Source organism: Mesorhizobium sp. P3_A10 (genome assembly GCF_056403175.1).
In genome coordinates, this window is the sequence record NZ_JBFUFZ010000001.1 from 503,991 (window position 1) to 524,267 (window position 20,277).

Here is a 20,277-nt window from a genome sequence, read left to right on the forward strand (position 1 = left end):
GACTTCGGGCGCCAGGTCACTGGCTGATGTGCCCAGCCACCGGGCCCAAACCGGCAGGATGCGCGTTGACATAGATGGAAAAAAGCGACGTCTGGGCGGTGATGTAGAGCCGGTTGCGCTTCGGTCCGCCGAAGCACAAATTGGAGACGATTTCGGGAACCAGGATGCGCCCGATCAGCGCCCCATCCGGCGCGTAGACGCGAACCGCGTCGGCGCTCGAGGCCCAGATGTTGCCATCGCGATCAACGCGGAATCCGTCGAACAATCCTGCCTCGCATTCGGCCAGGGTGCCCCGCGACCGCAGCGAGCGGCCGTCCGCGTCGACATCATAGGTCTTGATCGCCCGCGGCAGGCCCTGAACATGGCTTGCGCCGGTATCCGACACGTAGAGGATGCTCTCGTCGGGCGAAAAGGCCAGCCCGTTCGGCTGCACCAGATCGGTGATCACCGCGGCCACCTCGCCGGTTGCTTCGTCGAACCGGTAGACATGGGACCCGCCGATCTCCGGTCGGGCAATCATGCCTTCATAGTGGCTGTCGATGCCGTAGACCGGGTCGGTGAACCAGATCGTCCCATCGGATTTGACCACCACATCGTTCGGCGAATTGAACCGCTTGCCATCGATGGCCTCGACAAGCGGCTGCCAGCGCCCATCATGCTCGAGCCGGGAGATGCGCCGGCCGCGATGCTCGCAGGCGACGACGCGGCCTTCGCCATCGAGCGTGTGGCCGTTCTGGTTGTTGCAAGGGGTTTCGAAGACACTGACCGAGCCGTCGCTTTCGTCGTAGCGCAGCAATCGGTCGTTGGGGATGTCCGACCACAGCAAATGCTTTGCCGCGGGAACATAGACCGGTCCTTCCGCCCAGCGGCTGCCGGTCCACAGCCGTTCGAGCTTGGCATGCCCGATCGTCAGCTTTCGGAAGCGATCGTCCAGAATCTCGTAGTCGCTCATTCCATTATTCCCGGATGGGTTCGGCTGGTCACTTCGAGGACTGCGCTACGGTCTTGGTCCTGGCTCTGTGCGCGGCGCCTCGCTTGCGCTGGGCGTAGCCGGCAATGCCGATGGCGACGAGCAGCGTCACGCCGTTGAACAGCGGTTCGACGAAGAACGAGCCGCCGAACTGCTGGATGCCGGAAATACCGACCGCCAGGATGATGACGCCAGTCATCGTGCCCCAGACATTGACGCGTCCGGGCTTGATGGTGGTCGAGCCGAGAAAGGCGCCGACGAGAGCCGGCAGCAGATATTCCAGCCCGACGCTGGCCTGGCCGATGCGCAGCTTGGAGGCGAGCAGCACGCCTGTCAGCGCCGTCAGGAAACCCGACGAGATGAAGGCGCCGATGACGAAGCGGCGCACTGGAATGCCGTTCAGCGCAGCAGCTTTCGGATTGGCGCCGATGGCATAGACGTAGCGGCCGATCGGCAGATATTCGAGGATGATCCACAGCGCGACGGCGATGGCCAAAACATAGAGGCCGGTGATCGGCAGCCCGAACACCATCGTGCCGTTGAGCGCGTAGAACCCGTTGGGCAGCACCCCGACCACCTGGCGGCCGCCAGTGTGCCAAAGCGCCAGCGCATAGAGCACGGTGCCGGTGCCGAGCGTGGCGATGAAAGAGTCGATACGGGCGACTTCGACCAGCAGTCCGTTGAGGAAGCCCGTTGCAGCACCAAGAAGCAGCACGATGATCACCGCCAGCGGCCACGGAACGCCGAACATGGTCTGCAGGCTGATGGCGAGGATGTGCCACAGCACGATGCCGTAGCCGACGGTGAGGTCGATGCGCCCCGACGCCATCGGGATCATCGCCGCCAGCGACAAAAGGGCGATGATCGCCTTGTCGGAGATGATCGAGCGCAAATTGAGCAGCGTCGGAAAGGTGTTCGGCAGCAGGATCGAGAACAAAAGGATCAGCAGCGCCGTCAGGATCACCAGCCCGTAGACCGGCAGCAGCCGGATGATCTTCTGCCCCAACGATAAACCCGCCATTTCGCCGCGGGTCGGTTCGAGTGCGCTGGATTCGATCGATTGCATGGGTTCGCTCCCAGAAAAATCAGGCGGCTTCGGAAGCCGATGCCGCGGTGATCACGGCGGATGTGGTCAGGTCGTTGCCGGTGAGTTCGCGCACGATCTGTCCGCGTGAGAACACCAAGGCGCGATGGCAGATATGGGCGATCTCCTCGAAATCGGTCGACACCACGACGACGGCGAGACCGGCTTCAAGCGCGCGGCCGATCAGCCGGTAGATCTCGGCCTTGGCGCCGACATCGACGCCGGCCGTCGGATCCTCGGCGATCAGCAATGTGCGGCCGGTGTGGAGCCAGCGGCCGACGACCACCTTTTGCTGGTTGCCGCCGGAAAGCGCTTCGATCGGCAGGTTCGGATCGTTGGGGCGCAACCCGACCGAGCCGCCGATCACTTGCGCAAGCGCAGCCTCCTTGTGAGGCGCCAGAAAGGAGAACAGGCCACGCTTGCCAGCACCGGGATTGAGAAAGCTGTTTTCGCGGATCGACAAGGAGGCCGCGATGGATTCCTCGGTCCGGTCGCGGGCGATGAGGCCGACGCCGGCCGACATCGCCGCGATCGGGCTCGACAGGTCAGGAACAACACCGTTGATCGTCACCGAGCCGGAAAAGGCCTGGCAGCCGAACAGCGCCCGGCCGACCAGTTCCTGCCCGGCGCCACGCAGTCCGACCAGACCGAGCAGCTCGCCCTTGCGCACGTCGAACGACACCGGGCCGGCACCGGCACAGACCAGGTCGCGGACGGCGCACACCGTCTCGCCGGCCTGCGTCTGAGCCTTGCTGAAAACCTGGCTGATCGGGCGGCCGACGATCATCTCGACCAGTTCGTCGGGCCTGGTGTCGGCGACCTTCTTTTGACCGACCAGCTTGCCGTCGCGCAGCACGGCGACTCGGTCGGCGATGCGGAAAATTTCATCGAGGCGATGCGAGACATAGATCATGCCGACGCCACGCTGCTTGAGCGGACGGATGGCGTCGAACAGGCGGTCGACCTCGTCGGCCGGAAGACTGGCGGTCGGTTCATCGAGTACCAGAACATCGGCTTCGGTGGCCAGAGCCCGGGCGATGGCGACCAGCGATTTTTCGGTGCGGGTCAGATCCTGGACGCGCGTCGTCGGATCGAAATCACAACCGACCAGCTTCAGAGCCTCGTGCGCCCGCTTTTCGGTGGAGTGCCAGTCGATGAGGCCGGAGCGCAGCGAAAATCCTTGGGCGAGACCGACATTTTCGCCGACCGTCATCCATTCGATCAGGCCGAGATCCTGGTGAATGAAGGCGACGGACTGGCGCTGGTTCGGCCGCGGCGGGCGGTGATGATAGGGCTCGCCGCGAAACAGGATGCTGCCGCCATCGGGACGGTAGATGCCGGCGAGCGTCTTGATCAGCGTCGACTTGCCGGCGCCATTCTCGCCGAGCAGTGCCAGGATCTCGCCCTTGTGCAGATCGAGCGACACATCGGAGAGCGCGCGGGTGCCGCCGAACTCCTTGGTAATCGACTTGAACTCGATCAGTTTTTCTTCAGACACAAAGCGTTCCTCCCGAGATCGCCAAATGATGTTATCGATAACATTTCTGAGCGTCAAGCGACAAAATCAGAGCCCGCCGCTTAGCTGATCTTGCCGTCGATCAGGCGCATCATTTCGGCCGAATCCCTTGGCCCCAATCCAGCGGCGCAGAGCAAGCGGTGGATCTCGACCACCTGCCCGGTCATCGGCATCGGTGTCTTGGTCTTCAGCGCAAAGGCCTGCAGCGAATCCAGATCCTTCAGCATGTTGTCGATGCGGCCGGTGGCTGAAAAATCGCGGGCGGCGAATTTCGCCATGAACTCCTGCATGATGCTGGAATCGGCGCGCCCACCCTTGAGTGCGGCCGGGATGGCTTTCGGATCGACGCCGCCCGCTTCGGCAATCTTCACCGCTTCGGCGACGGCCTGGAACAGCACTGCGCAGAAAAGCTGGTTGATCAGCTTGGTCGTCTGCCCTGCCCCGCTCGGCCCCATCAGCGTGTAGTTGGTGCAGAGATGCTGCATCACCGTGCGCGCCTGTTCGAAGTCTGCCGCCTCGCCGCCCGCCATGACGGTCAGCCGGCCGGCCAGCGCGCCGGGAACGCCGCCCGACAGCGGGCAGTCGAGCCATTTCATGCCGGTCTCGGCCGCGAGCTTCTTCGCCATCTCGGCGGTGTCGGCCGGGTCGATCGAAGACATGTCGATCAGCAGCTTGGCGGATGACGCCGCAGCGGCGACACCGGCATCGCCGAACACCACCGAACGCACGATATCAGCATGGTTGAGGCTGAGGATGACGAAGTCGCTGGCCCGCGTTGCTTCGGCAACCGACGCGGCGGCCGCCGCCCCCTTCTCGGTCAGGGCAGCTACCTTGGCCTTGTCGAGATCAAACACCGTCACCGCCTGCTTGGCCTCGATCAGGCGGGTGGCTATTGCCGACCCCATGATGCCGGCGCCGACAACGGCGACTTTTGCAGCTTGCGTCATCTCAACGAGCCTCTTTCCTTGATCCTGGCGGGGGCGATCCCGAAGGCGCCGAGGCCTTGCAACGCCGCATCGGCGATGCTGTCGACAGGGGCGTCGATGTCCACTGTGGCCACCAGCTTTTCGTCGCCGGGATGTTCCAGCGCAGCGAATTGGCTGTCGAGCAGCGCCGGCGGGAAGAAGTGGTCGCGGCGCGCGGCGAGCCTGGCTTGCAGCAAAGCGCGCGATCCCTCGAGGAATACGAAAAACAGTGGCGCGCCCGCCGCATGGCGAAGCCGATCGCGATAGGACTTCTTCAGCGCCGAGCAAGAGACGACGAGCCCGCGGCCCTCCTCGCCCGCCTGGCGCAAGGCTGCGCCGACCAGATCCAGCCAGGGCCAGCGATCGTCGTCGGCAAGCGGGATGCCCGCCGACATCTTTTCGACATTGCCGCGCGGATGCAGCGTATCGCCTTCGACGAAGGCAAGGCCAAGCCGCGCGGCGATCTCGACGCCGACTTTGGTCTTGCCGCAGCCGCTGACGCCCATCACGACGATGAGCGCGGGTTCAAAGACAGGTCGTGATGCCACCGTCGACATAGAGCGTGTGTCCATTGACAAAGGATGAGGCCGGTCCGGCCAGGAACACCGCCGCGCCGACCAGTTCGCCGACGTCGCCCCAGCGTCCCGCCGGCGTGCGGTTGGTCAGCCAGGCTGAAAATTCGGGATTGTCGACCAGCGCCTGGTTGAGCGGCGTCTTGAAGTAGCCCGGTGCGATGGAATTGACCTGCAAGCCATGCTTGGCCCAGTCGGCGCACATGCCACGCGTCAGGTTGCGCACCGCGCCTTTCGTGGCCGTATAGGGCGCAATGTTTGTCCGAGCCAGTTCGCTTTGCACCGAGGCGATGTTGATGATCTTGCCGCGCCGCCGCGGGATCATGTGGCGCGCCACCGCTTGCCCGACAAAGAACACGCTCGAGATGTTGGTGCGCAGCAATTCGTCCCATTTGTCGGCGGGAAAATCCTCGAGCGGCGTGCGGAACTGCATGCCGGCATTGTTGATGAGGATGTCGATGGCGCCGATCGTCGCCTCGATCTCGGCGACGCCATTCGCCACCGCCACATGATCGGTGACATCGAAGACGGCGCTATGGACCTTGTATCCTCTCGCCGCCAGCGCATCCGCGGCCGTTTTGACTTTTTCGGCGCTGCGGCCGTTGAGCACGATTTCGGCGCCATGCTGCGCCAGCCCTTCCGCCAAGGCCAGGCCGATCCCCTGCCCCGAACCGGTGACCAGCGCCCGCATGCCGGTCAAATCGAACAACGAACTGCTCAAGTGCTCCTCCCGAGGAATGTCCCTGAAGCGGGATACGATTTCCGCCGCGCCGCCGCCAGTGCCTATTGACATGAATGTTATCGATAACATAGTCAATGGAAAAATGCAGATGCGCGGGAGACGACGCCGTGACCGACATATTGATGACCGGCCCCTATCCGGACTGGGACATGGCAGATCTCGAAGCGAAATATCGCGTCCACAAGCTTTGGCAGGCCGACGACAAGGACGCATTGATTTCAAGCCATGCCGATGCCATCCGCGCCATCGCGACGCGCGGCGAGCTTGGTGCCAGTGCCGCGCTGATGGCGAAACTGCCGAAGCTCGAAATCGTCGCCTGCTACGGCATGGGTACCGACGCCATCGACCTGGCCTATGCCAGGGAAAACGGCATCCGCGTCACCAACACGCCGGACGTGCTGACCGAGGATGTCGCCGATATCGGCATCGGGCTGCTGCTCGCCGTGGCGCGGCAGATTCCGCAGGCCGACGCCTATGTCCGCGACGGCAGCTGGCGCAAGGCCAACATGCCGCTGGTCACGCGCGTGTATGGAAAGAGGCTGGGCATTGTCGGCATGGGCCGCATCGGCAAGGCGGTGGCCCGACGCGCTTCTGCCTTCAACTGCGAGATCGCCTATTTCGGCACCCGCAAGCACGACGACCTACCTTACGAATTCGTTGGCGATCTGGTCGAGCTGGCACGCCGGAGCGAGTTCCTGATCGTGACTCTGGCCGGCGGCGAAGGCACCAGGAACATCGTCAATGCAGAGGTTCTGGCAGCGCTCGGGCAGGACGGCATCCTGATCAACATTGCGCGCGGCAGCACGGTCGACGAGACAGCCTTGCTCGCCGCGCTGGAATCCGGCGCGGTCAAGGGCGCCGGGCTCGACGTGTTCTGGAACGAGCCGACGATCGACGAGCGCTTCGCGAAGCTTTCCAACGTCGTGCTGCAACCGCACCATGGCAGCGGCACGGTGGAGACCCGCAAGGCCATGGGTCAGCTGGTTCGCGACAATCTCGCGGCCCATTTCAGTGGTCAGACCTTGCTGACGCCGGTCGTCTGAGACAGGATCACATCATGAAGTCGATCGTCATCCACGCCGCCAAGGACCTGAGGATCGAAGAGACCGACCCGGGCGTCCTCGGCGATGGGCAGGTCGAGATATCAGTCGAAGCCGGCGGCATCTGCGGCTCGGACCTGCACTACTACAATCATGGCGGTTTCGGCACGATCCGCCTGCGCGAACCGATGATCCTCGGCCATGAGGTTGCCGGCACGGTGAAAGCCGTAGGCGGCGGCGTTTCCGCGCTTGCCATAGGCGACCGTGTCGCCATCTCGCCCAGCCGCCCCTGTAATGCCTGCCGTTACTGCCTGCAAGGCATGCAGAACCAGTGCCTCAACATGCGCTTCTACGGCAGCGCCATGCCGATGCCGCACATCCAGGGCGCATTCCGCCAGCGCCTGGTCGCCGAGGCGTGGCAGTGCCATAGAATAGCCGACCACGTTTCCATCAATGAAGCCGCTTTCGCCGAGCCTTTTGCAGTGACGCTGCATGCCATGAACCGCGCCGGCTCACTGCTCGGCAAGCGCGTTCTGGTCACCGGCTGCGGGCCGATCGGCGCGCTTTGCATCTTGGCAGCCAGAGCCCACGGCGCGCGCGAGATCGTCGCCACCGATGTCATGGACGGCGTTCTGGCAAAGGCCCTGGAGATCGGCGCCGACCGCACCATCAATGTCGCGACCAGCGGCGAAAAGCTCGCCGCCTACAATGTCGACAAGGGCAGTTTCGACGTCATGTTCGAAGCCTCCGGCAACGAACGCGCCGTGCGGGCCGGCCTCGATGTGGTGAAGCCGCGCGGCGTGCTGATGCAGCTCGGCCTCGGCGGCGACGTGTCGATCCCGCAGAACCTGATCGTCGCCAAGGAAATCGAGATGCGCGGCAGCTTCCGCTTCCACGACGAGTTCGCGCTCGCCGTCGAGCTGATCAACCGCCGCCGGGTGGACGTCAAACCGCTGCTATCAGGCATCTATCCGCTCGACGAGGCGGTTGCCGCTTTCGAGATAGCCGGTGACCGCAACAAGTCGATGAAGGTCCAGATCGCTTTCTGAACCGACACGGCAACGTTAGAGCAATTCCAGGAAAAGTGTGAACGGTTTTCCCCGGAGAAAGCGTGTAGCGCTTTCCCGAAGGGAATTGCGCAAAAACAAAGAGATAGAGCGGTTCGCCGTTTCTGTGAAACGGTGAAACGCTCTAGGTGCTTTCGCGCTCGACGACGCGATAGCCGGTGAGGACGATTTCCTGGCCGTGCCGTTTCCCGTCGCCGCGGATCACCTGGATCAATCTGCGGGCGGCCTGTTGCCCGATGCCGTAACAGTCTACATTCACGGTGGTGATGCCAGGGTGGCAAAAGGCAGCGACCTCATAGTCGCCAAAACCGGCGATGGCGATGTCCTGCGGCACCCGCATGCCCCGGCGCTTGCATTCCATCAGCGCGCCGAAGGCCGAAAGATCCGAGACGCAAAGCGCCACCTCCGTGTCCGGCCAGCGCTCCAGCATGGAGACGACGGCCTGGCCGCCCTGCTCGATTGAGATTGGCGGCACGCCGAAGGAAACGAGGCGGCCGGTGGGCAGGCCGAGTTCCTCGATCGCTCTGACGAAGCCTTCGCGCCGCTGGCTGCCGCGGGTGTCGCGCGAGGTCGTGCCGCCGATGTAGCCGAATTTCCGGTAGCCCTTTTTGGCGAGCGTCTTGACCAGCAGCCCCATCGCCTCTTCGTTGGAGAACCCTACCACCTGATCGATCGGCTTGGCAGGCAACTCCCAGGTTTCGACCACGGGAATGCCGGCGCTTTTGAGAAGACGGCGGGCGCGGTCGGTATGCGCTCCGCCGGTCAGGATGATGCCTTCCGGCCGCCGGCGCAGCATCGCCTCGATCAGCTGTTCTTCCTTCTCGACCGTATAGTCAGTGTAACCGAGCAGGAGCTGCAGCCCGGTGCTTTCAAGTTCGTCCGTGATGCCGCGCGCCGTATCGGCGAAGTTGGAATTGTTGATCGAGGGGACGATCGCCGCGACGAACCCCGTCTTGCGCGAGGACAGGCTGCCGGCCGATTGGTCGAGCACGTAGCCGAGGTCGTTGACCGCAGCCATGATCTTTTCGCGCGTCGCCTTCGAAACCCGGCTGCCTTCCCTCAAGGCGCGCGACACCGTCATGGTCGACACACCGGCCCGCAGCGCCACGTCGACCATTGTCGGCGTATGGCTTTCGCCCGGCCTCGATATGGCAGCCTTGGCCATCATTCCGCTCCACCTGATGGCGCCGGTTTGCTCCAGGCAAACGCCAGACTATCGAGCACAAGCTCCCTCTGGCGTCCAGCCTCGTTCATGCGCCACCCCGTGGAATCGGATCAGGCTGGGTATGTTATCGATATCATGAATGGCTGGCAACAACCCCATGCCAAGTCACGGTTAAACCTCGGATTGAAGGGAGGAGCTATCAACCACCGAGGCCATCGCGGATGGCACAGAAATAGCGATCGGTTCCGACCTGGCCGCCCTTGAGCGCAACCTCCAGCCCGTCGATCGCCGTGATGCGCGAATGGGCGACGCAAAGCGGCGAACCCGGCGACGCCGGCAGCGGCATCCGCACCGTCAGCGCATCGACGCCCATCTGGCCGAGCGCGTGGCTCGACGTGTCACCGCCGGCGATGACGACGCGCTGCAACTGCTGTTCGATCGTCAGCGCGCGAAGCAGCTCTCCAAGGCCGCGCCCGAGCTTGTGGCGGGCGCCTTCCTGGCGGTCGATTTCCGCGCCCCGATCCGCCGTGGGTCCAAGGGCGGTGTAGAGAACGACGCTGCGGCCGGCTCCCAGGCTGGCGCGGCCAGCTGCTGTTGCGCGCGCGATTGCCTCACCTGAAGCCTCCGAAACCAGTTCGACGGGATCGACCTCGATGCCGTCGAAGCCGTCGGTCAAAGCATGCCGGATCTGTCGTTCGGTCGTCGGCGAACAACTTCCCGACACCACCGCGATCCGGTCGGCCGCACCCGGCGGAGAAAATTTTGGTTCAGCGCTGACGGTCCCGTTCGACACCCATTCGGCCAGCAGCGCATATTCGATGCCGGACGAGCCGACGACAAAAGAGCCGCCCGGCTTGCGAACGCGCCAGATCTCCTTGCCGGCAAGTGCCTGCGTCTCGCGGCTGTCGACATCGACAAGCACGATGGCGGTGCCGTCGGCAAGCAAGCGATCGAAGGCTTCCGACCGGCCCGCCGACTGCAGTGTCGCGAGATCGACCAGCCCTAACGTCAGCGCCGTCTGCCGTGACAGATGGATCAGCAGATCGGACTCGTCCATCGGCGTCGTCGGATGGCGGCTCATCACCGGATGGCGGTCGATGCGGAAATATTTGTAGCGATAGGCCGCGAACAGATGGCCAAAGGCGGTGTAGCGCTTGAGCTGCGGCGCGCCGACCAGCAGCGGCACGCTGTCTTGCGCAAAGACCGAGCGGCCGATTTCAATGGCGCGCCCGATGCTGCCGATCGTCGGGCTGGAATCGAAGGTCGAGCAGACCTTGTAGTGGCAGATCGCCCCGTTCAGCGTCTCCAGCCAAGCGAACGCATCGCGCAAGTTCGTGTCCATCCAGTGCGGCGTCTCGCTTCGGCTGGTACCGGCCAATCCGATAGCGCGGCAATGGTTGAACTGCGCCAGCATGGCCTCGTCCGGCTGACGCATGAACAGCACGGTCGGCACGCCGCCGAGTTCGAGCGCCTCCATGGCGTCGGTCGAGCCGGTGAGGTCGTCGCCATAGTAGCTGAGCAGCAGATCTCGCATCGCTTCAGGCCGCTTTGCCGTCGCCGAATTTTTCGATCGACCGCGCCAGCTCAGGATGGCTCAACGAAAAGTCCGCCAGCGGAATGCCGTCGACCGCAGCTTGCCAGGCCTGCTGCACGGCGCGCACGCCGGCGCCCGGCCCGTCCGGATGGCTGACGATGCCGCCGCCGCAGAGATAGAGAAGATCGACTGTGCGGCCGGTTCGTGCATAGGTCTCTGGCGCCTGCCCGCCCCATTGACCGGAACCGGCGACCGGCAAGGCGCAATCATCGGGCGAAAAGATCGGCGTCGTCACCGCCTTGAAGGACTCGACAAAGGACGCATCCGGCTCCCAGTATTTAGATTGGATGCCGTTGATCTGGAACTGGTCGACGCCGAGCAGCCGCCAAAACTGCTGCCAGACCTTGAAATCCATGCCGAGGCCGGGATGACGGGTGAGAATGTCCCAGCCATTGCGGTGCGCGTGCAGCACCAGGCTGGAGCGTTTCCTGAGGAAAGCCATGCCGCCAAAGCCGATGGAATTGATGTTGACCACCGCGCAATTGCCGCCGGCCTTGGCCACAAGATCGTGGTTGCGCATCATCTCGTCGGGGTCGGCATGCGAGATACCGAAAGCATACATCACCTTCTTGCCGGTCTTCTGCTCGTGGTCGAGGATCAGCGGCATGATTGCTTTCACCCGTTCCGCCAAGGGCGAATAGGCCGGGCTCATCAGCTTCTCGTCGTCCTTGATGAAATCGACGCCGGCGGCGATCAGCTCACCCACCATTGCCGCCGTCTCATGTGGCCTGAGCCCTAGCGCGGGCTTGACGATGGTGCCGATGATCGGCCGATCCGTGACACCGGTCAACTGGCGGCTCCCGGCGACGCCGAATTGCGGACCTGAATGCGCCCAGCGGAATTGCTCCGGCAGCCTCATCTCGACGACGCGAATGCCGGACAGGCCTTTGATCGAATAGGCGCCGCCGATGGCAATGGTCATCAGCGCCGACAGGTCGGTGCCGATGGCATCAAACGGAAAGGCGATGTCGACATCGGCGCGCTTGAACGGCCCGTCGCCGGCTTCGGGAAGCGACGGCCTGTCAGCCTCCGGCAAATGCCGTATCGCCAGCACGCGCGCCGCCACCCGGGCCTTCAGTTCCTCGGTCTCACCGGGCAGCGCAACGAAGGTTCCGGTCGACTGGTCGCTGGCGATCTTGGCCGCCAGCGCCTCGATGCTGCCTGATGTCTCGATACGGTAGGTGAGCGTGATCATGGTTCGTTGTCTGAGGCCGAAGGAGGTTCGAAAAGAGTTCCTTGATCGTCGAAATCTGGTATAATGAGTACATAAGCTTTGCAAGCAATATCCTGTCTTGAGGCTATGGCCGATCGGGGCGACAGCCATTCCGGGAATAGCTGTGGCAGTGCTAGATAGACACAAGGTCAAGGGAGTGATTCGCGACGATGAACCGTTCGGAGCCGATCGTCCGGCGCAAGCTTTCCGACGAAGTGTTTTTGCGGCTGAAGCGCCTGATCACCAGCGGAGAACTGACGCCGGGCGACGACATGCCGTCGGAGCGCGAGCTGATGGAGCGTTTCGAGGTCGGACGTCCCGCCATCCGCGAGGCGATGCAGGCGCTGAGCAATATGGGCCTCGTCGCCATCTCGCACGGCGAGCGCGCCAAGGTGCTGCAGCTGACCGCCAAGTCGATCATCAAACAGGTCGACGGCGCCGCCAAGATCATCCTGTCGTCATCGAAGGACACGCTGGAGCACCTGAAAACCGCGCGCATCTTCTTCGAGCGCGGCATGGTGAGGGAAGCCGCCGAAAACGCCACCGCCGAGGACGTCGAGCGGCTGCGGGCCACCGTGGCCGAACAGCGCGGCTTTCGCGGCGATTCCGAGGCCTTCATCTCCGCCGACATGAAGTTTCACACCCAGATCGCGGCGATTTCAGGCAATCCGATCTATGTCGCCGTCAGCGAGGCGATGCTGGGTTGGCTGAAGGAATATCACACCGAGATGCTGATCTGGACCGGCAAGGAACAGTTCACGCTGACCGAGCATGAAGAGATCATCGGCCGCATCGAGAAGAAGGATGCCGACGGCGCCGAGAAGGCGATGATCAAGCATCTCGAGCGCTCGCGCGCGCTCTATGTGATGAACTCCGAAAAATAGGTCAGTCGAACCGGGCGATCGCGTAGGGCGCCATCGCGAACTGGCCTCGGCCAAGCGCTGAGATATCGACCGGCACGTCACCCGCTGTCAGGTTCGCCAGCCAGGCGATTGTCTTGCCCGAAGCGGAGCGCCCGGCCAGCGCCAGCACCTTGGTCTCGTCGCTCGTCCTTGCCGCCACATGCGCAAGGCCGGCCATGTCGCAAAGCCCTCTTATGGCCTCGAAGACAGGCCGAGGTGATCCTTCCGCGACGGGTTCGCCGGACGACGCCAGCACACCGAATGGCCCGGTGAAGCTGGAGAGCGTGAGCAGTTCCAACCCGGCCGGCGCCACGTGCGCGGCATAGCCGATCGTCCATGCGGCAGCGAACAGGCCGGCATGGCGAGGATCGCGATCAGCCATGGCGATGCGCTGCCCCCCAGGATTGGCCTTGGTCGCGCCGCCATAGGGGTTTTGGCGCATGGCAATCGTTGACGGGCCGATGCGGTACGGCTTTTCCCCGAAGATCGCCCGCGCTGATGCGGTGATGAAGGGCAGCGCCTCCAGCGATTGCATGACGCTGAGATCGTCGGCGGCGTGCACGATCGGGCAGGTGCAATGGGTGACGAAGTCGAGCAAGCCCGCCGGCACGCGCTTGCGGTTGAGTTCGGTGAAGTAGCTGAACATGCCGCCGCCAAGGCGGATATCGGGAAACGCGCGCCGCGCCGCGGCATAGACCTCTTCGAGCGGCGGACAGTCCGGCCAAGCACTGCCCGGCGGCGTCGACTGCCGGTCGACCGAAGGCGAGACGGCGATGGCCGAGAGTTTTAGCCCGGCCTGCCGCACCAGATTCGCGACGGCTGAAAGTTCAGCGTCTAGATCGCCCGCGCAGGCGACGACACATTCCAGCGTCGTGTCGGCTGGATAGGCTGCTGTGAGCCGGGCAAAGGAGCGCAAAGCGTCGAGCCCATGGCCACGCGTCGGATCGTAGTGGAAGATCAGCTGTTGCGGGCCAAGCGTAGAGAGCACCGGCAGGTTCATGAGTGCTGCTTCGACCTCATCCGGGTAAATGATCACGCCGATATCCGGCAGCCTCTGCCCGGCCTCGCCAAGCTCGACACGCACCGGTTCGGTGCTTGCTGCGGCAGCCGGCATTTTCCCCTCGCCGGTGATGCGCAGGCTGATCGTCTGCCGGACGGGTTGACCGGCAGGCAGCATATAGGGCCATGGCAGCGCCAGCGGCCGCACATAGGTCTTGTAGGACGCATCCGACCAGTTGCGCTGGTCTTCCATCTCGAAAGTATCGCCTTCCATCCGGCATTCGGCGCTGACGCCGGGCCGCACCTCATGCGTGATGGCGCGCATGTCCTTGAAGGGCTGCCAGGGATCGATCAGCAACGGCAGCTTCGTATCCACCACGCGGCCGTCGGTATGCTCGACCGTGACCGCGCTGCCGGCCAGCCCAGCGATCGGATGCAGGATGCAGAAGCCGCAGCGGTTGGTCTCGAAATCGCTTTCGGGCAGAGCGCTGACATCGAAGATCAGACGGCCGTCGGCGTAGCCTTTGATGCTAGCGTGGAAGCCGAGCCGGATTCCACCCTGCCCGCTGCAGTTTGCCGAATAGCTGACTGAGAAGGCCTCGGCGTTCCGGTCGATGACAAGGTCGGTCAGTTCAGGTTCGTAAGTACCCCAGTCGCGATCCCTGACGATATAGGCGATGGCGCGCAGCACTTCGGTGCCGCCATGTCGGATGGTGCGCAGATTGCCGTTGACGAGGTCGGCGCTGAGCAGGCCCGCACTCAGCCTGACCGGCTCGGCCTCGACAGCATGCGTGCCGTACAGAAGGAAGGCGTCGGCTGTCATTTCAGCAAGGCGTCGAGCCGGACCGGTTCGTCGCTCGCGGCGCCCAGATAGGCGGCCTCGACCAGCGCGAAGGTCTTGAGATTGTCGGCGCCCGAGGTCGCCGGCTCGATTCCCTTTGCCAGGCAGTCGACCCAGTGCTGCTGAATGGCAACGACGCTCTCCTGGATGTTGTGCCATGGCCGCGACGCCCAGGGCAGCAGCGGCGGCGAGACGTCTGTGATCTTCGTGCCGCTCCTGCCGGTGACGGTGAGCCGATATCCCTGCGCCAGCCGGATCGTGCCGTCGCTGCCGTCGACCTCGATCAGTGTTTCGGGAAATGGCTCAACCGCAAGCTTCGTCGCATAGCTGCAGTCGACGACTGACGTGGCGCCGCTCTTGTGATCCATCAGCATCGTCGCAACATCTTCGCCCGCGATATCAGGGTTGATGCGCGCCGTTCGCGTCGTGATCGTCGACACGTCGCCGAGCAGGAACCGGGCAATGTCGAGACTATGGATGCCGAGATCCTCGATGATGAAGCGCTTGCCCTTGGCGAGATAGGGCTGACCGGAAAACACATCATAGGCCGAGCGGAACGAGATGCGCCCGAAGAACGGCGTACCGATTTCGCCGCTGTCGAGCACGGCGCGTACCGTCTGGATCGGCGACTGCCAGCGGAAATTCTCGTGCACCATCAGCGGCACGCCGGCGTCCACACAGGCCTTCACCATGGCCTTGGCGTCGGCAAGCGTCGGCGCGAACGGTTTCTGGCAGATCGCCGGCACGCGGTGGGCGGCCGCCACCTCGACCAGCCGGCGATGGCTGGGCGCGGTGGTGGCGATATCGACGAAATCCAGGTTCTCGCCGGCAAAGAGTTCTGCGGCGTCGGTGTAGCGCTTTGCGATGCCGAACTGGTCGCCGACGATCTTGAGCCGCTCCGGGTCGCGGTCGCAGATGGCGACGATCGCGGCGCCCTTGATGTCGCGCCAGGCATGCATCTGGTTGACGGCAAAGAAGCCGCAGCCGATCAGCGCTCCGCGCACCTCCGCCATGCTCAACCTGCCTTTGCCATCTGCATCAACGTCACCCGGCTCTGCAGCCGGCGCTGCACCTGGTCGACGACGACGGCGACGATGATGACCAGGCCCTTGATCACCATCTGCCAGAACGAACTCACCCCCATCATCACCAACCCGTCCGAAAGAATGCCGATGACGAACGCGCCGACAATGGTGCCGCCGATCGTGCCGCGCCCGCCCGACATCGAGGTGCCGCCGAGCACGGCCGCTGCGATCGCGTTGAGCTCAAAACTTTCGCCCGTCGCCGGGTGTGAAGCCATCAGTTCGGACGAGATGATCAGGCCGACGATCGCCGCACAGAAGCCGGAGAACATGTAGACGAACATTTTCACCATGTTGACACGCACGCCGGAAATTCGCGACGCGCGTTCATTGCCGCCGACGGCGAAGATGTGGCGGCCAAGCGGCGTGTACTTGGCGAGATAGGCCGCAGCCAGCGCAACGACGATCAGGATCCAGATCGCCACCGGCAGGCCGAGCAGCCGGCCCGCGCCGAGGAAGCCGAAGCCGGTGGTGCCGAGCTCAGGCTTGCCGACGAGGTTTGGGAAGGTGCGGCCATCCGACGACAGCAGCGCCAGGCCGCGCGCGACATAGAGCACGCCGAGCGTGGCGATGAACGGCGCGACATTGAGCCTGGTGATCAGCAATCCGTTGACGGCGCCGATCACGATGCCGACCGCCAGCGTGATCAGCGCGATTTCGACCACGTTGAAATAGATCGTGTAGCCAATCTGCAGGTCGATGCCGTTCAACACGAGGTAGCCGGCGACCATACCGCACAGGCCGACGATCGAGCCGACCGAGAGGTCGATGCCGCCGGTGATGATGACGAAGGTCATCCCCATGGCGAGGAACGCGTTGAGCGCCACATGCTTCGACATCAGGATCAGATTGGCGGTCGACAGGAAGTTCGGCGCCGCGATCGAGAAGAAAATCAGCACAGCGATCAGCGCGATGAAGGTCCGGAGCTTCATCAACGTCAGCAACATGGAGCCGCTCGAGACGGAGGGAACAGCCGCCTTGGCCGGGATGTCAGTCATGGGCGGGGTTCTCCGTATGCGGGGCCGGTCCGTGGCCGAGTGCCGAGGCCGCGACAAGGGCGGCCTCCGTCGCCTCGGCGCGATCGAACATGCCGGTCAGTTTTCCATTGCTCATCACCGCGATGCGGTCGGACAGCGCCATCACCTCATCGAGATCAGAGGTGGCGAACAGGATGCCCAGCCCGTCGCGTGACAGTTTGCGCATGGTGCGGAAGACGTCGGCCTTGGCGCCGACATCGATGCCGCGGCTCGGCTCGTCCATCAGAAGTACCTTCGGTCCGGTGAGCAGCGCCTTGCCGATCACCACCTTCTGCTGGTTGCCGCCCGACAGCGAGGAGACCTCCTGTGCCGGATCGGCAACCTTGATCGCCAGCTCCCGCACCATCTGCGCCACCGCCTGCTTTTCGGGGCCGCCGCGAATATGAAACAGGCGCACGAACCGCGACAGGCTGGCCAGCGTCAGGTTGCTGGCGACCGAGAGGATCGACACCAGCCCTTCGCGCTGGCGGTCTTCGGGGATCAGCGCCAGCCCGCGCCGGATGCGCCGCGTGGTGTCGCGCTCCTTGACCTTTTTGCCGGCGATGAAGATGGTTCCGGTGGCCTGGCCATGGCGGCCCATGATGCAATCGAACAGCTCGCTGCGGCCGGCGCCCATCAGGCCGTAGATGCCGAGGATCTCGCCGGCGCGCAGCGACAGCGAGACATGGTCGACGGCCAGTCCGCCGGTCGCGCGCGGCAGGCAGATGTCCTCGGCGCGGAATATTTCTTCGCCGGGAACATGGCCGTCGGCCTTGGCAAAATCCTTGGCGTCGGAGCCGATCATCTGCCGCACGATCCACCGTGTATCGACGTTTTTCATCTCCTCCTGGCCGGTGATGTGCCCGTCGCGCAGCACGGTGATGTAGTCGCCGATGCGGATCAGCTCTTCGAGCCTATGCGAGATGTAGACGATGGCCACGCCACGCGCCTTGAGGTCGGCAATCACCTTGAACAGGATCTCGACTTCCGCCGCACTCAGCGCCGACGTCGGCTCATCCATGATCAGGATGCGCGCATCGAGCGAAACCGCCTTGGCGATCTCGACCAGCTGCTGCTGGCCGATGCGCAGATCCTCGACCAGCATGTCCGGACGGATGCCGGCCTGCAGGCGTTCGAGGAATTGCGTGGCGCGACGCTCCTGTTCCTTGCGGTCGATCTTGCGGAACCGGTTGGTGATCTCGCGCGTGGCAAAGATGTTTTCAGCGACGGTCATATTGCCGAACAGGTTCAGTTCCTGGAACACCATGCCGATGCCGCGGTTCACTGCATCTCCCGATGACAAGAAGGAAACTTCCTCCCCTTCCAGAAGGATTCGGCCGAGCGTCGGCTGTTCGACGCCGGCGATGATCTTCATCAGCGTCGATTTGCCGGCACCGTTTTCGCCGACCAGCACGTTGACCGCGCCCTTGCGCACCTCGAAATTCGCCCGCTTTACCGCAACAGTGCCGGAATAGACCTTGGAGACGTCTTCCAGCTTCAGAATGACATCGTGGTCACTCATGGCTTCGGCCCGATTTCTGCCTCCACCGGCGTCACCAGCGGCAGGTCCTGGCCGCTTTCGAGCGTATAGGCGCCGAGAACCTTGGCAGTCCGGCCTTCGAGCGCGTCGCGCGGCAGTTTGGAAAGCACGGTCTTGTCGGCAAAGGCGTTGAACGCCTTGCCGAACTGGGCAAAGTCGATCTGGTTGGTAAAATCGTTGAACTGGATGAAATCGAGGCTGTCGCGCAGCGCGGTTCCCCGCATCGCCGGTCCGATCTGCACCCGCGCATCCGCCTTGCCGTCGCCGTCGACATCGATATCCATCGTCGCCGCGCGCGACGCCGTGTTGGCGGCGATGATCTTGCCCTCAACGTGAACCGCGAAGGTCCAGGGCGAATTCGCCTGCTTGCTCGGATTGCCATATTTGGCGCCGGCGGAAGCGGGATCGGTTTTCGCCAGCGCGTGCACCTCGGCAAACGGCCCGGCTTTCCGCTGGAGATAGGGCACCACCTTCGCCGCCCAGATCTCCTCGACCATCTTGTCGGGATTGAAGGCGGCAGCGTTGCCGCTGTTCCCAGATTGCGTCGGCAGAATCTTGCAGGCGGTCAGGCCGACGCCGAGTGTCACGGCAAGGATCGGCCAGATCGGCTTGTTGTTCAGCATGGCGGCCTGTTGCTCAGCATGGTGGGCGGTACCCACGGAAAATGGCGGCGAGGGACGACCTTTGGGTCGCCCCTCGCTATTCATGTCACGCCGGCTCAGTTCGTCAGCGCAAAAGTTTCCAGCTTCGGGGCATTGTCGCCATTGACCAGAACGCAGTCCATCAACTGCTTTTCCTTGGCCGGCGACTTCTTGTTCTTGATGAAGTCGTTGGCCTGCTCGACCGCCATCTGCGCCTGCGCGAAAGCCGGCTGCAGCACGGTAGCCTTGATGCCGCCCGCGGTGATCGAATCGCGCACATCGTTCGATCCGTCGAAACCGACGACGATGACGTCCTTGCGGTTTGCAGCGACCAGCGCCGCATAGGCGCCCATCGCCATCGTGTCGTTGCCGGAGATGACGCCCTTGATGTCGGGGTTGGCTTGCAGGATCGATTCCATCTTGGCGTAGGCCTCTGTCTGGCTCCAGTTGGCCGACTGCTGGGCGACCATCTTCAGGTCCGGATAATCGTCGATGACGTCGTGATAGCCCTTCGAGCGGATGCCGGCATTGGTGTCGGATTCCTTGCCGACCAGTTCGACGAAATTGCCCTTCTCGCCCATCAGCTTGACGAATTCCTGCGCGCCGAGCTGGGCGCCCTGGTAATTGTTGGAGACGATCTGCGCCACGGCGACACCGGTGGCGTTGATCTCGCGGTCGATCAAGAAGGAGGGCACGCCGGCGTCCTTGGCCTTCTGCACGGCTGCGACAGTGGCGTCGGCGCCGGCATTGTCGAGGATGATCGCCTTGGCGCCGCGACCGATCGCCGTGTCAATCAGCTCGGACTGCTTGTTGGCGTCGTCGTCATGGACGAGCACCAGCGCTTCATAGCCGAGTTCCTTGGCCTTGGCTTCGGCGCCGACGGCTTCCGCCTTGAAGAACGGATTGTCGTGCGAGGGCGTGATGATGGCGATCAGGTCGGCCGCATAGGCCGGTGCCGCCGTGCCAAGCGCCAGCATGCCGGCAAAAGCCGCAAGTGTCATTCTGCGTGTGAGTTTCATGATGTCCTCCCGTTTGAAAAATTGCCTTGATCAACCAAGGCCATTGTCTGCATTCGAATTCGTCGCGCAGCGCGGGCCGCCGATCGTTTCGGGCTCAAAGGCCATTTGCCGGCTTCCCCCAAACGATCGTTGCTCCCCGGCCGTCCCTCCACTCGTCCAGGCTTCGAACTCCCTGCGAAACCTTGTCGATCCGAGCCATGAACAGCTAAGCCAACTGGTATGATGAGTCAATCACAAATTCAGATGATATGTACCTGATGAGCGTTCAAAGCTGAGCATCGGCGACGATGCGCCGACGCTTCCAGGCAT

18 protein-coding genes are annotated in these 20,277 nt (G+C 63.6%); 3 read left to right on the forward strand and 15 right to left on the reverse strand.

Annotated features, from left to right (window positions below; translation table 11 throughout):
* Positions 1 to 16: 16 nt before the first annotated feature.
* The 6 genes from AC1DXU_RS02425 to AC1DXU_RS02450 form a co-directional block, all read right to left on the reverse strand.
* Entirely contained in the window at positions 17 to 952 is a 936-nt protein-coding gene (locus AC1DXU_RS02425) for an SMP-30/gluconolactonase/LRE family protein (RefSeq protein WP_477363902.1), read from the reverse strand.
* Between the two features lie 28 nt (positions 953 to 980).
* The gene (locus AC1DXU_RS02430) at positions 981 to 2,036 is read right to left on the reverse strand and encodes an ABC transporter permease (protein ID WP_477363905.1); all 1,056 of its coding nucleotides are present in this window, start codon (positions 2,034 to 2,036) and stop codon (positions 981 to 983) included.
* A gap of 19 nt (positions 2,037 to 2,055) precedes the next feature.
* Positions 2,056 to 3,552, reverse strand: a complete 1,497-nt coding sequence (locus tag AC1DXU_RS02435; RefSeq protein WP_477363908.1) for a sugar ABC transporter ATP-binding protein — start codon at positions 3,550 to 3,552, stop codon at positions 2,056 to 2,058.
* An 80-nt stretch (positions 3,553 to 3,632) separates the two neighbouring features.
* Positions 3,633 to 4,517, reverse strand: coding sequence for an NAD(P)-dependent oxidoreductase (locus AC1DXU_RS02440; protein WP_477363911.1), 885 nt, complete (start codon positions 4,515 to 4,517; stop codon positions 3,633 to 3,635).
* Positions 4,514 to 5,092: a gluconokinase gene (locus AC1DXU_RS02445; RefSeq protein WP_477363914.1), complete on the reverse strand. Its 579-nt coding sequence runs from the start codon at positions 5,090 to 5,092 to the stop codon at positions 4,514 to 4,516. The genes AC1DXU_RS02440 and AC1DXU_RS02445 overlap by 4 nt, the downstream gene beginning before the upstream one ends.
* A complete protein-coding gene (locus AC1DXU_RS02450) occupies positions 5,061 to 5,798 on the reverse strand; it encodes an SDR family oxidoreductase (protein ID WP_477365943.1) in 738 nt (245 codons plus the stop codon). The genes AC1DXU_RS02445 and AC1DXU_RS02450 overlap by 32 nt, the downstream gene beginning before the upstream one ends.
* Before the next feature lie 125 nt (positions 5,799 to 5,923).
* On the opposite strand from AC1DXU_RS02450, the gene AC1DXU_RS02455 reads away from it, so the two are divergent.
* Together AC1DXU_RS02455 and AC1DXU_RS02460 are read left to right on the forward strand one after the other, a co-directional pair.
* Positions 5,924 to 6,892 (forward strand): 2-hydroxyacid dehydrogenase, encoded by a 969-nt coding sequence (locus AC1DXU_RS02455; RefSeq protein WP_477363917.1) that lies wholly within the window; start codon positions 5,924 to 5,926, stop codon positions 6,890 to 6,892.
* Between the two features lie 14 nt (positions 6,893 to 6,906).
* Complete coding sequence (locus AC1DXU_RS02460; protein WP_477363920.1) at positions 6,907 to 7,938, forward strand: L-idonate 5-dehydrogenase; 1,032 nt, start codon at positions 6,907 to 6,909, stop codon at positions 7,936 to 7,938.
* A gap of 142 nt (positions 7,939 to 8,080) precedes the next feature.
* Here AC1DXU_RS02460 and AC1DXU_RS02465 read toward each other — a convergent pair whose 3' ends face one another.
* The 3 genes from AC1DXU_RS02465 to oiaX all read right to left on the reverse strand — a co-directional run bounded on the left by AC1DXU_RS02465 (position 8,081) and on the right by oiaX (position 11,910).
* Positions 8,081 to 9,124, reverse strand: a complete 1,044-nt coding sequence (locus AC1DXU_RS02465; RefSeq protein ID WP_477363923.1) for a LacI family DNA-binding transcriptional regulator — start codon at positions 9,122 to 9,124, stop codon at positions 8,081 to 8,083.
* Positions 9,125 to 9,320: 196 nt separating this feature from the next.
* A complete protein-coding gene (locus AC1DXU_RS02470) occupies positions 9,321 to 10,655 on the reverse strand; it encodes a four-carbon acid sugar kinase family protein (RefSeq protein ID WP_477363926.1) in 1,335 nt (444 codons plus the stop codon).
* A 4-nt stretch (positions 10,656 to 10,659) separates the two neighbouring features.
* Positions 10,660 to 11,910, reverse strand: a complete 1,251-nt coding sequence (oiaX, locus tag AC1DXU_RS02475) for a 3-oxo-isoapionate-4-phosphate decarboxylase OiaX (protein ID WP_477312629.1) — start codon at positions 11,908 to 11,910, stop codon at positions 10,660 to 10,662.
* 188 nt (positions 11,911 to 12,098) lie between these two features.
* Here oiaX and AC1DXU_RS02480 point away from each other — a divergent pair, with 188 nt between their 5' ends.
* Entirely contained in the window at positions 12,099 to 12,812 is a 714-nt protein-coding gene (locus AC1DXU_RS02480) for a transcriptional regulator NanR (protein WP_477312627.1), read from the forward strand.
* 1 nt (position 12,813) lies between these two features.
* Here the strand turns inward: AC1DXU_RS02480 and apnL are convergent, their stop codons facing one another.
* From apnL to AC1DXU_RS02510, 6 genes are all read right to left on the reverse strand, one after another.
* Positions 12,814 to 14,652 (reverse strand): D-apionate lactonase, encoded by a 1,839-nt coding sequence (apnL, locus tag AC1DXU_RS02485; protein ID WP_477363929.1) that lies wholly within the window; start codon positions 14,650 to 14,652, stop codon positions 12,814 to 12,816.
* Complete coding sequence (locus AC1DXU_RS02490; protein WP_477363932.1) at positions 14,649 to 15,683, reverse strand: Gfo/Idh/MocA family protein; 1,035 nt, start codon at positions 15,681 to 15,683, stop codon at positions 14,649 to 14,651. Before AC1DXU_RS02490 ends, apnL begins: the two co-directional genes overlap by 4 nt.
* Before the next feature lie 2 nt (positions 15,684 to 15,685).
* Positions 15,686 to 16,750 carry an ABC transporter permease gene (locus tag AC1DXU_RS02495; RefSeq protein WP_477363935.1) on the reverse strand — a complete coding sequence of 355 codons (1,065 nt, stop codon included), beginning with the start codon at positions 16,748 to 16,750 and terminating at the stop codon, positions 15,686 to 15,688.
* Complete coding sequence (locus AC1DXU_RS02500) at positions 16,743 to 18,290, reverse strand: sugar ABC transporter ATP-binding protein (RefSeq protein ID WP_477363938.1); 1,548 nt, start codon at positions 18,288 to 18,290, stop codon at positions 16,743 to 16,745. Before AC1DXU_RS02500 ends, AC1DXU_RS02495 begins: the two co-directional genes overlap by 8 nt.
* On the reverse strand, positions 18,287 to 18,931 hold the full coding sequence (locus AC1DXU_RS02505; protein ID WP_477363941.1) for a DUF2291 family protein: 645 nt from the start codon (positions 18,929 to 18,931) through the stop codon (positions 18,287 to 18,289). The genes AC1DXU_RS02500 and AC1DXU_RS02505 overlap by 4 nt, the downstream gene beginning before the upstream one ends.
* A gap of 95 nt (positions 18,932 to 19,026) precedes the next feature.
* Complete coding sequence (locus AC1DXU_RS02510) at positions 19,027 to 19,968, reverse strand: substrate-binding domain-containing protein (RefSeq protein ID WP_477363944.1); 942 nt, start codon at positions 19,966 to 19,968, stop codon at positions 19,027 to 19,029.
* Positions 19,969 to 20,277: the final 309 nt, after the last annotated feature.

Excerpts from the sequence above, each read along its gene's own strand:
- AC1DXU_RS02425 (WP_477363902.1), bottom strand. The coding sequence starts at position 952 with ATGAGCGACTACGAGATTCTGGACGATCGCTTCCGAAAGCTGACGATC.
- AC1DXU_RS02430 (WP_477363905.1), bottom strand. The coding sequence starts at position 2,036 with ATGCAATCGATCGAATCCAGCGCACTCGAACCGACCCGCGGCGAAATG.
- AC1DXU_RS02440 (WP_477363911.1), bottom strand. The coding sequence starts at position 4,517 with ATGACGCAAGCTGCAAAAGTCGCCGTTGTCGGCGCCGGCATCATGGGG.
- AC1DXU_RS02445 (WP_477363914.1), bottom strand. The coding sequence starts at position 5,092 with ATGTCGACGGTGGCATCACGACCTGTCTTTGAACCCGCGCTCATCGTC.
- AC1DXU_RS02450 (WP_477365943.1), bottom strand. The coding sequence starts at position 5,798 with ATGCGGGCGCTGGTCACCGGTTCGGGGCAGGGGATCGGCCTGGCCTTG.
- AC1DXU_RS02455 (WP_477363917.1), top strand. The coding sequence starts at position 5,924 with ATGGAAAAATGCAGATGCGCGGGAGACGACGCCGTGACCGACATATTG.
- AC1DXU_RS02460 (WP_477363920.1), top strand. The coding sequence starts at position 6,907 with ATGAAGTCGATCGTCATCCACGCCGCCAAGGACCTGAGGATCGAAGAG.
- AC1DXU_RS02465 (WP_477363923.1), bottom strand. The coding sequence starts at position 9,124 with ATGATGGCCAAGGCTGCCATATCGAGGCCGGGCGAAAGCCATACGCCG.
- AC1DXU_RS02470 (WP_477363926.1), bottom strand. The coding sequence starts at position 10,655 with ATGCGAGATCTGCTGCTCAGCTACTATGGCGACGACCTCACCGGCTCG.
- oiaX (WP_477312629.1), bottom strand. The coding sequence starts at position 11,910 with ATGATCACGCTCACCTACCGTATCGAGACATCAGGCAGCATCGAGGCG.
- AC1DXU_RS02480 (WP_477312627.1), top strand. The coding sequence starts at position 12,099 with ATGAACCGTTCGGAGCCGATCGTCCGGCGCAAGCTTTCCGACGAAGTG.
- apnL (WP_477363929.1), bottom strand. The coding sequence starts at position 14,652 with ATGACAGCCGACGCCTTCCTTCTGTACGGCACGCATGCTGTCGAGGCC.
- AC1DXU_RS02490 (WP_477363932.1), bottom strand. The coding sequence starts at position 15,683 with ATGGCGGAGGTGCGCGGAGCGCTGATCGGCTGCGGCTTCTTTGCCGTC.
- AC1DXU_RS02495 (WP_477363935.1), bottom strand. The coding sequence starts at position 16,750 with ATGACTGACATCCCGGCCAAGGCGGCTGTTCCCTCCGTCTCGAGCGGC.
- AC1DXU_RS02500 (WP_477363938.1), bottom strand. The coding sequence starts at position 18,290 with ATGAGTGACCACGATGTCATTCTGAAGCTGGAAGACGTCTCCAAGGTC.
- AC1DXU_RS02505 (WP_477363941.1), bottom strand. The coding sequence starts at position 18,931 with ATGCTGAACAACAAGCCGATCTGGCCGATCCTTGCCGTGACACTCGGC.
- AC1DXU_RS02510 (WP_477363944.1), bottom strand. The coding sequence starts at position 19,968 with ATGAAACTCACACGCAGAATGACACTTGCGGCTTTTGCCGGCATGCTG.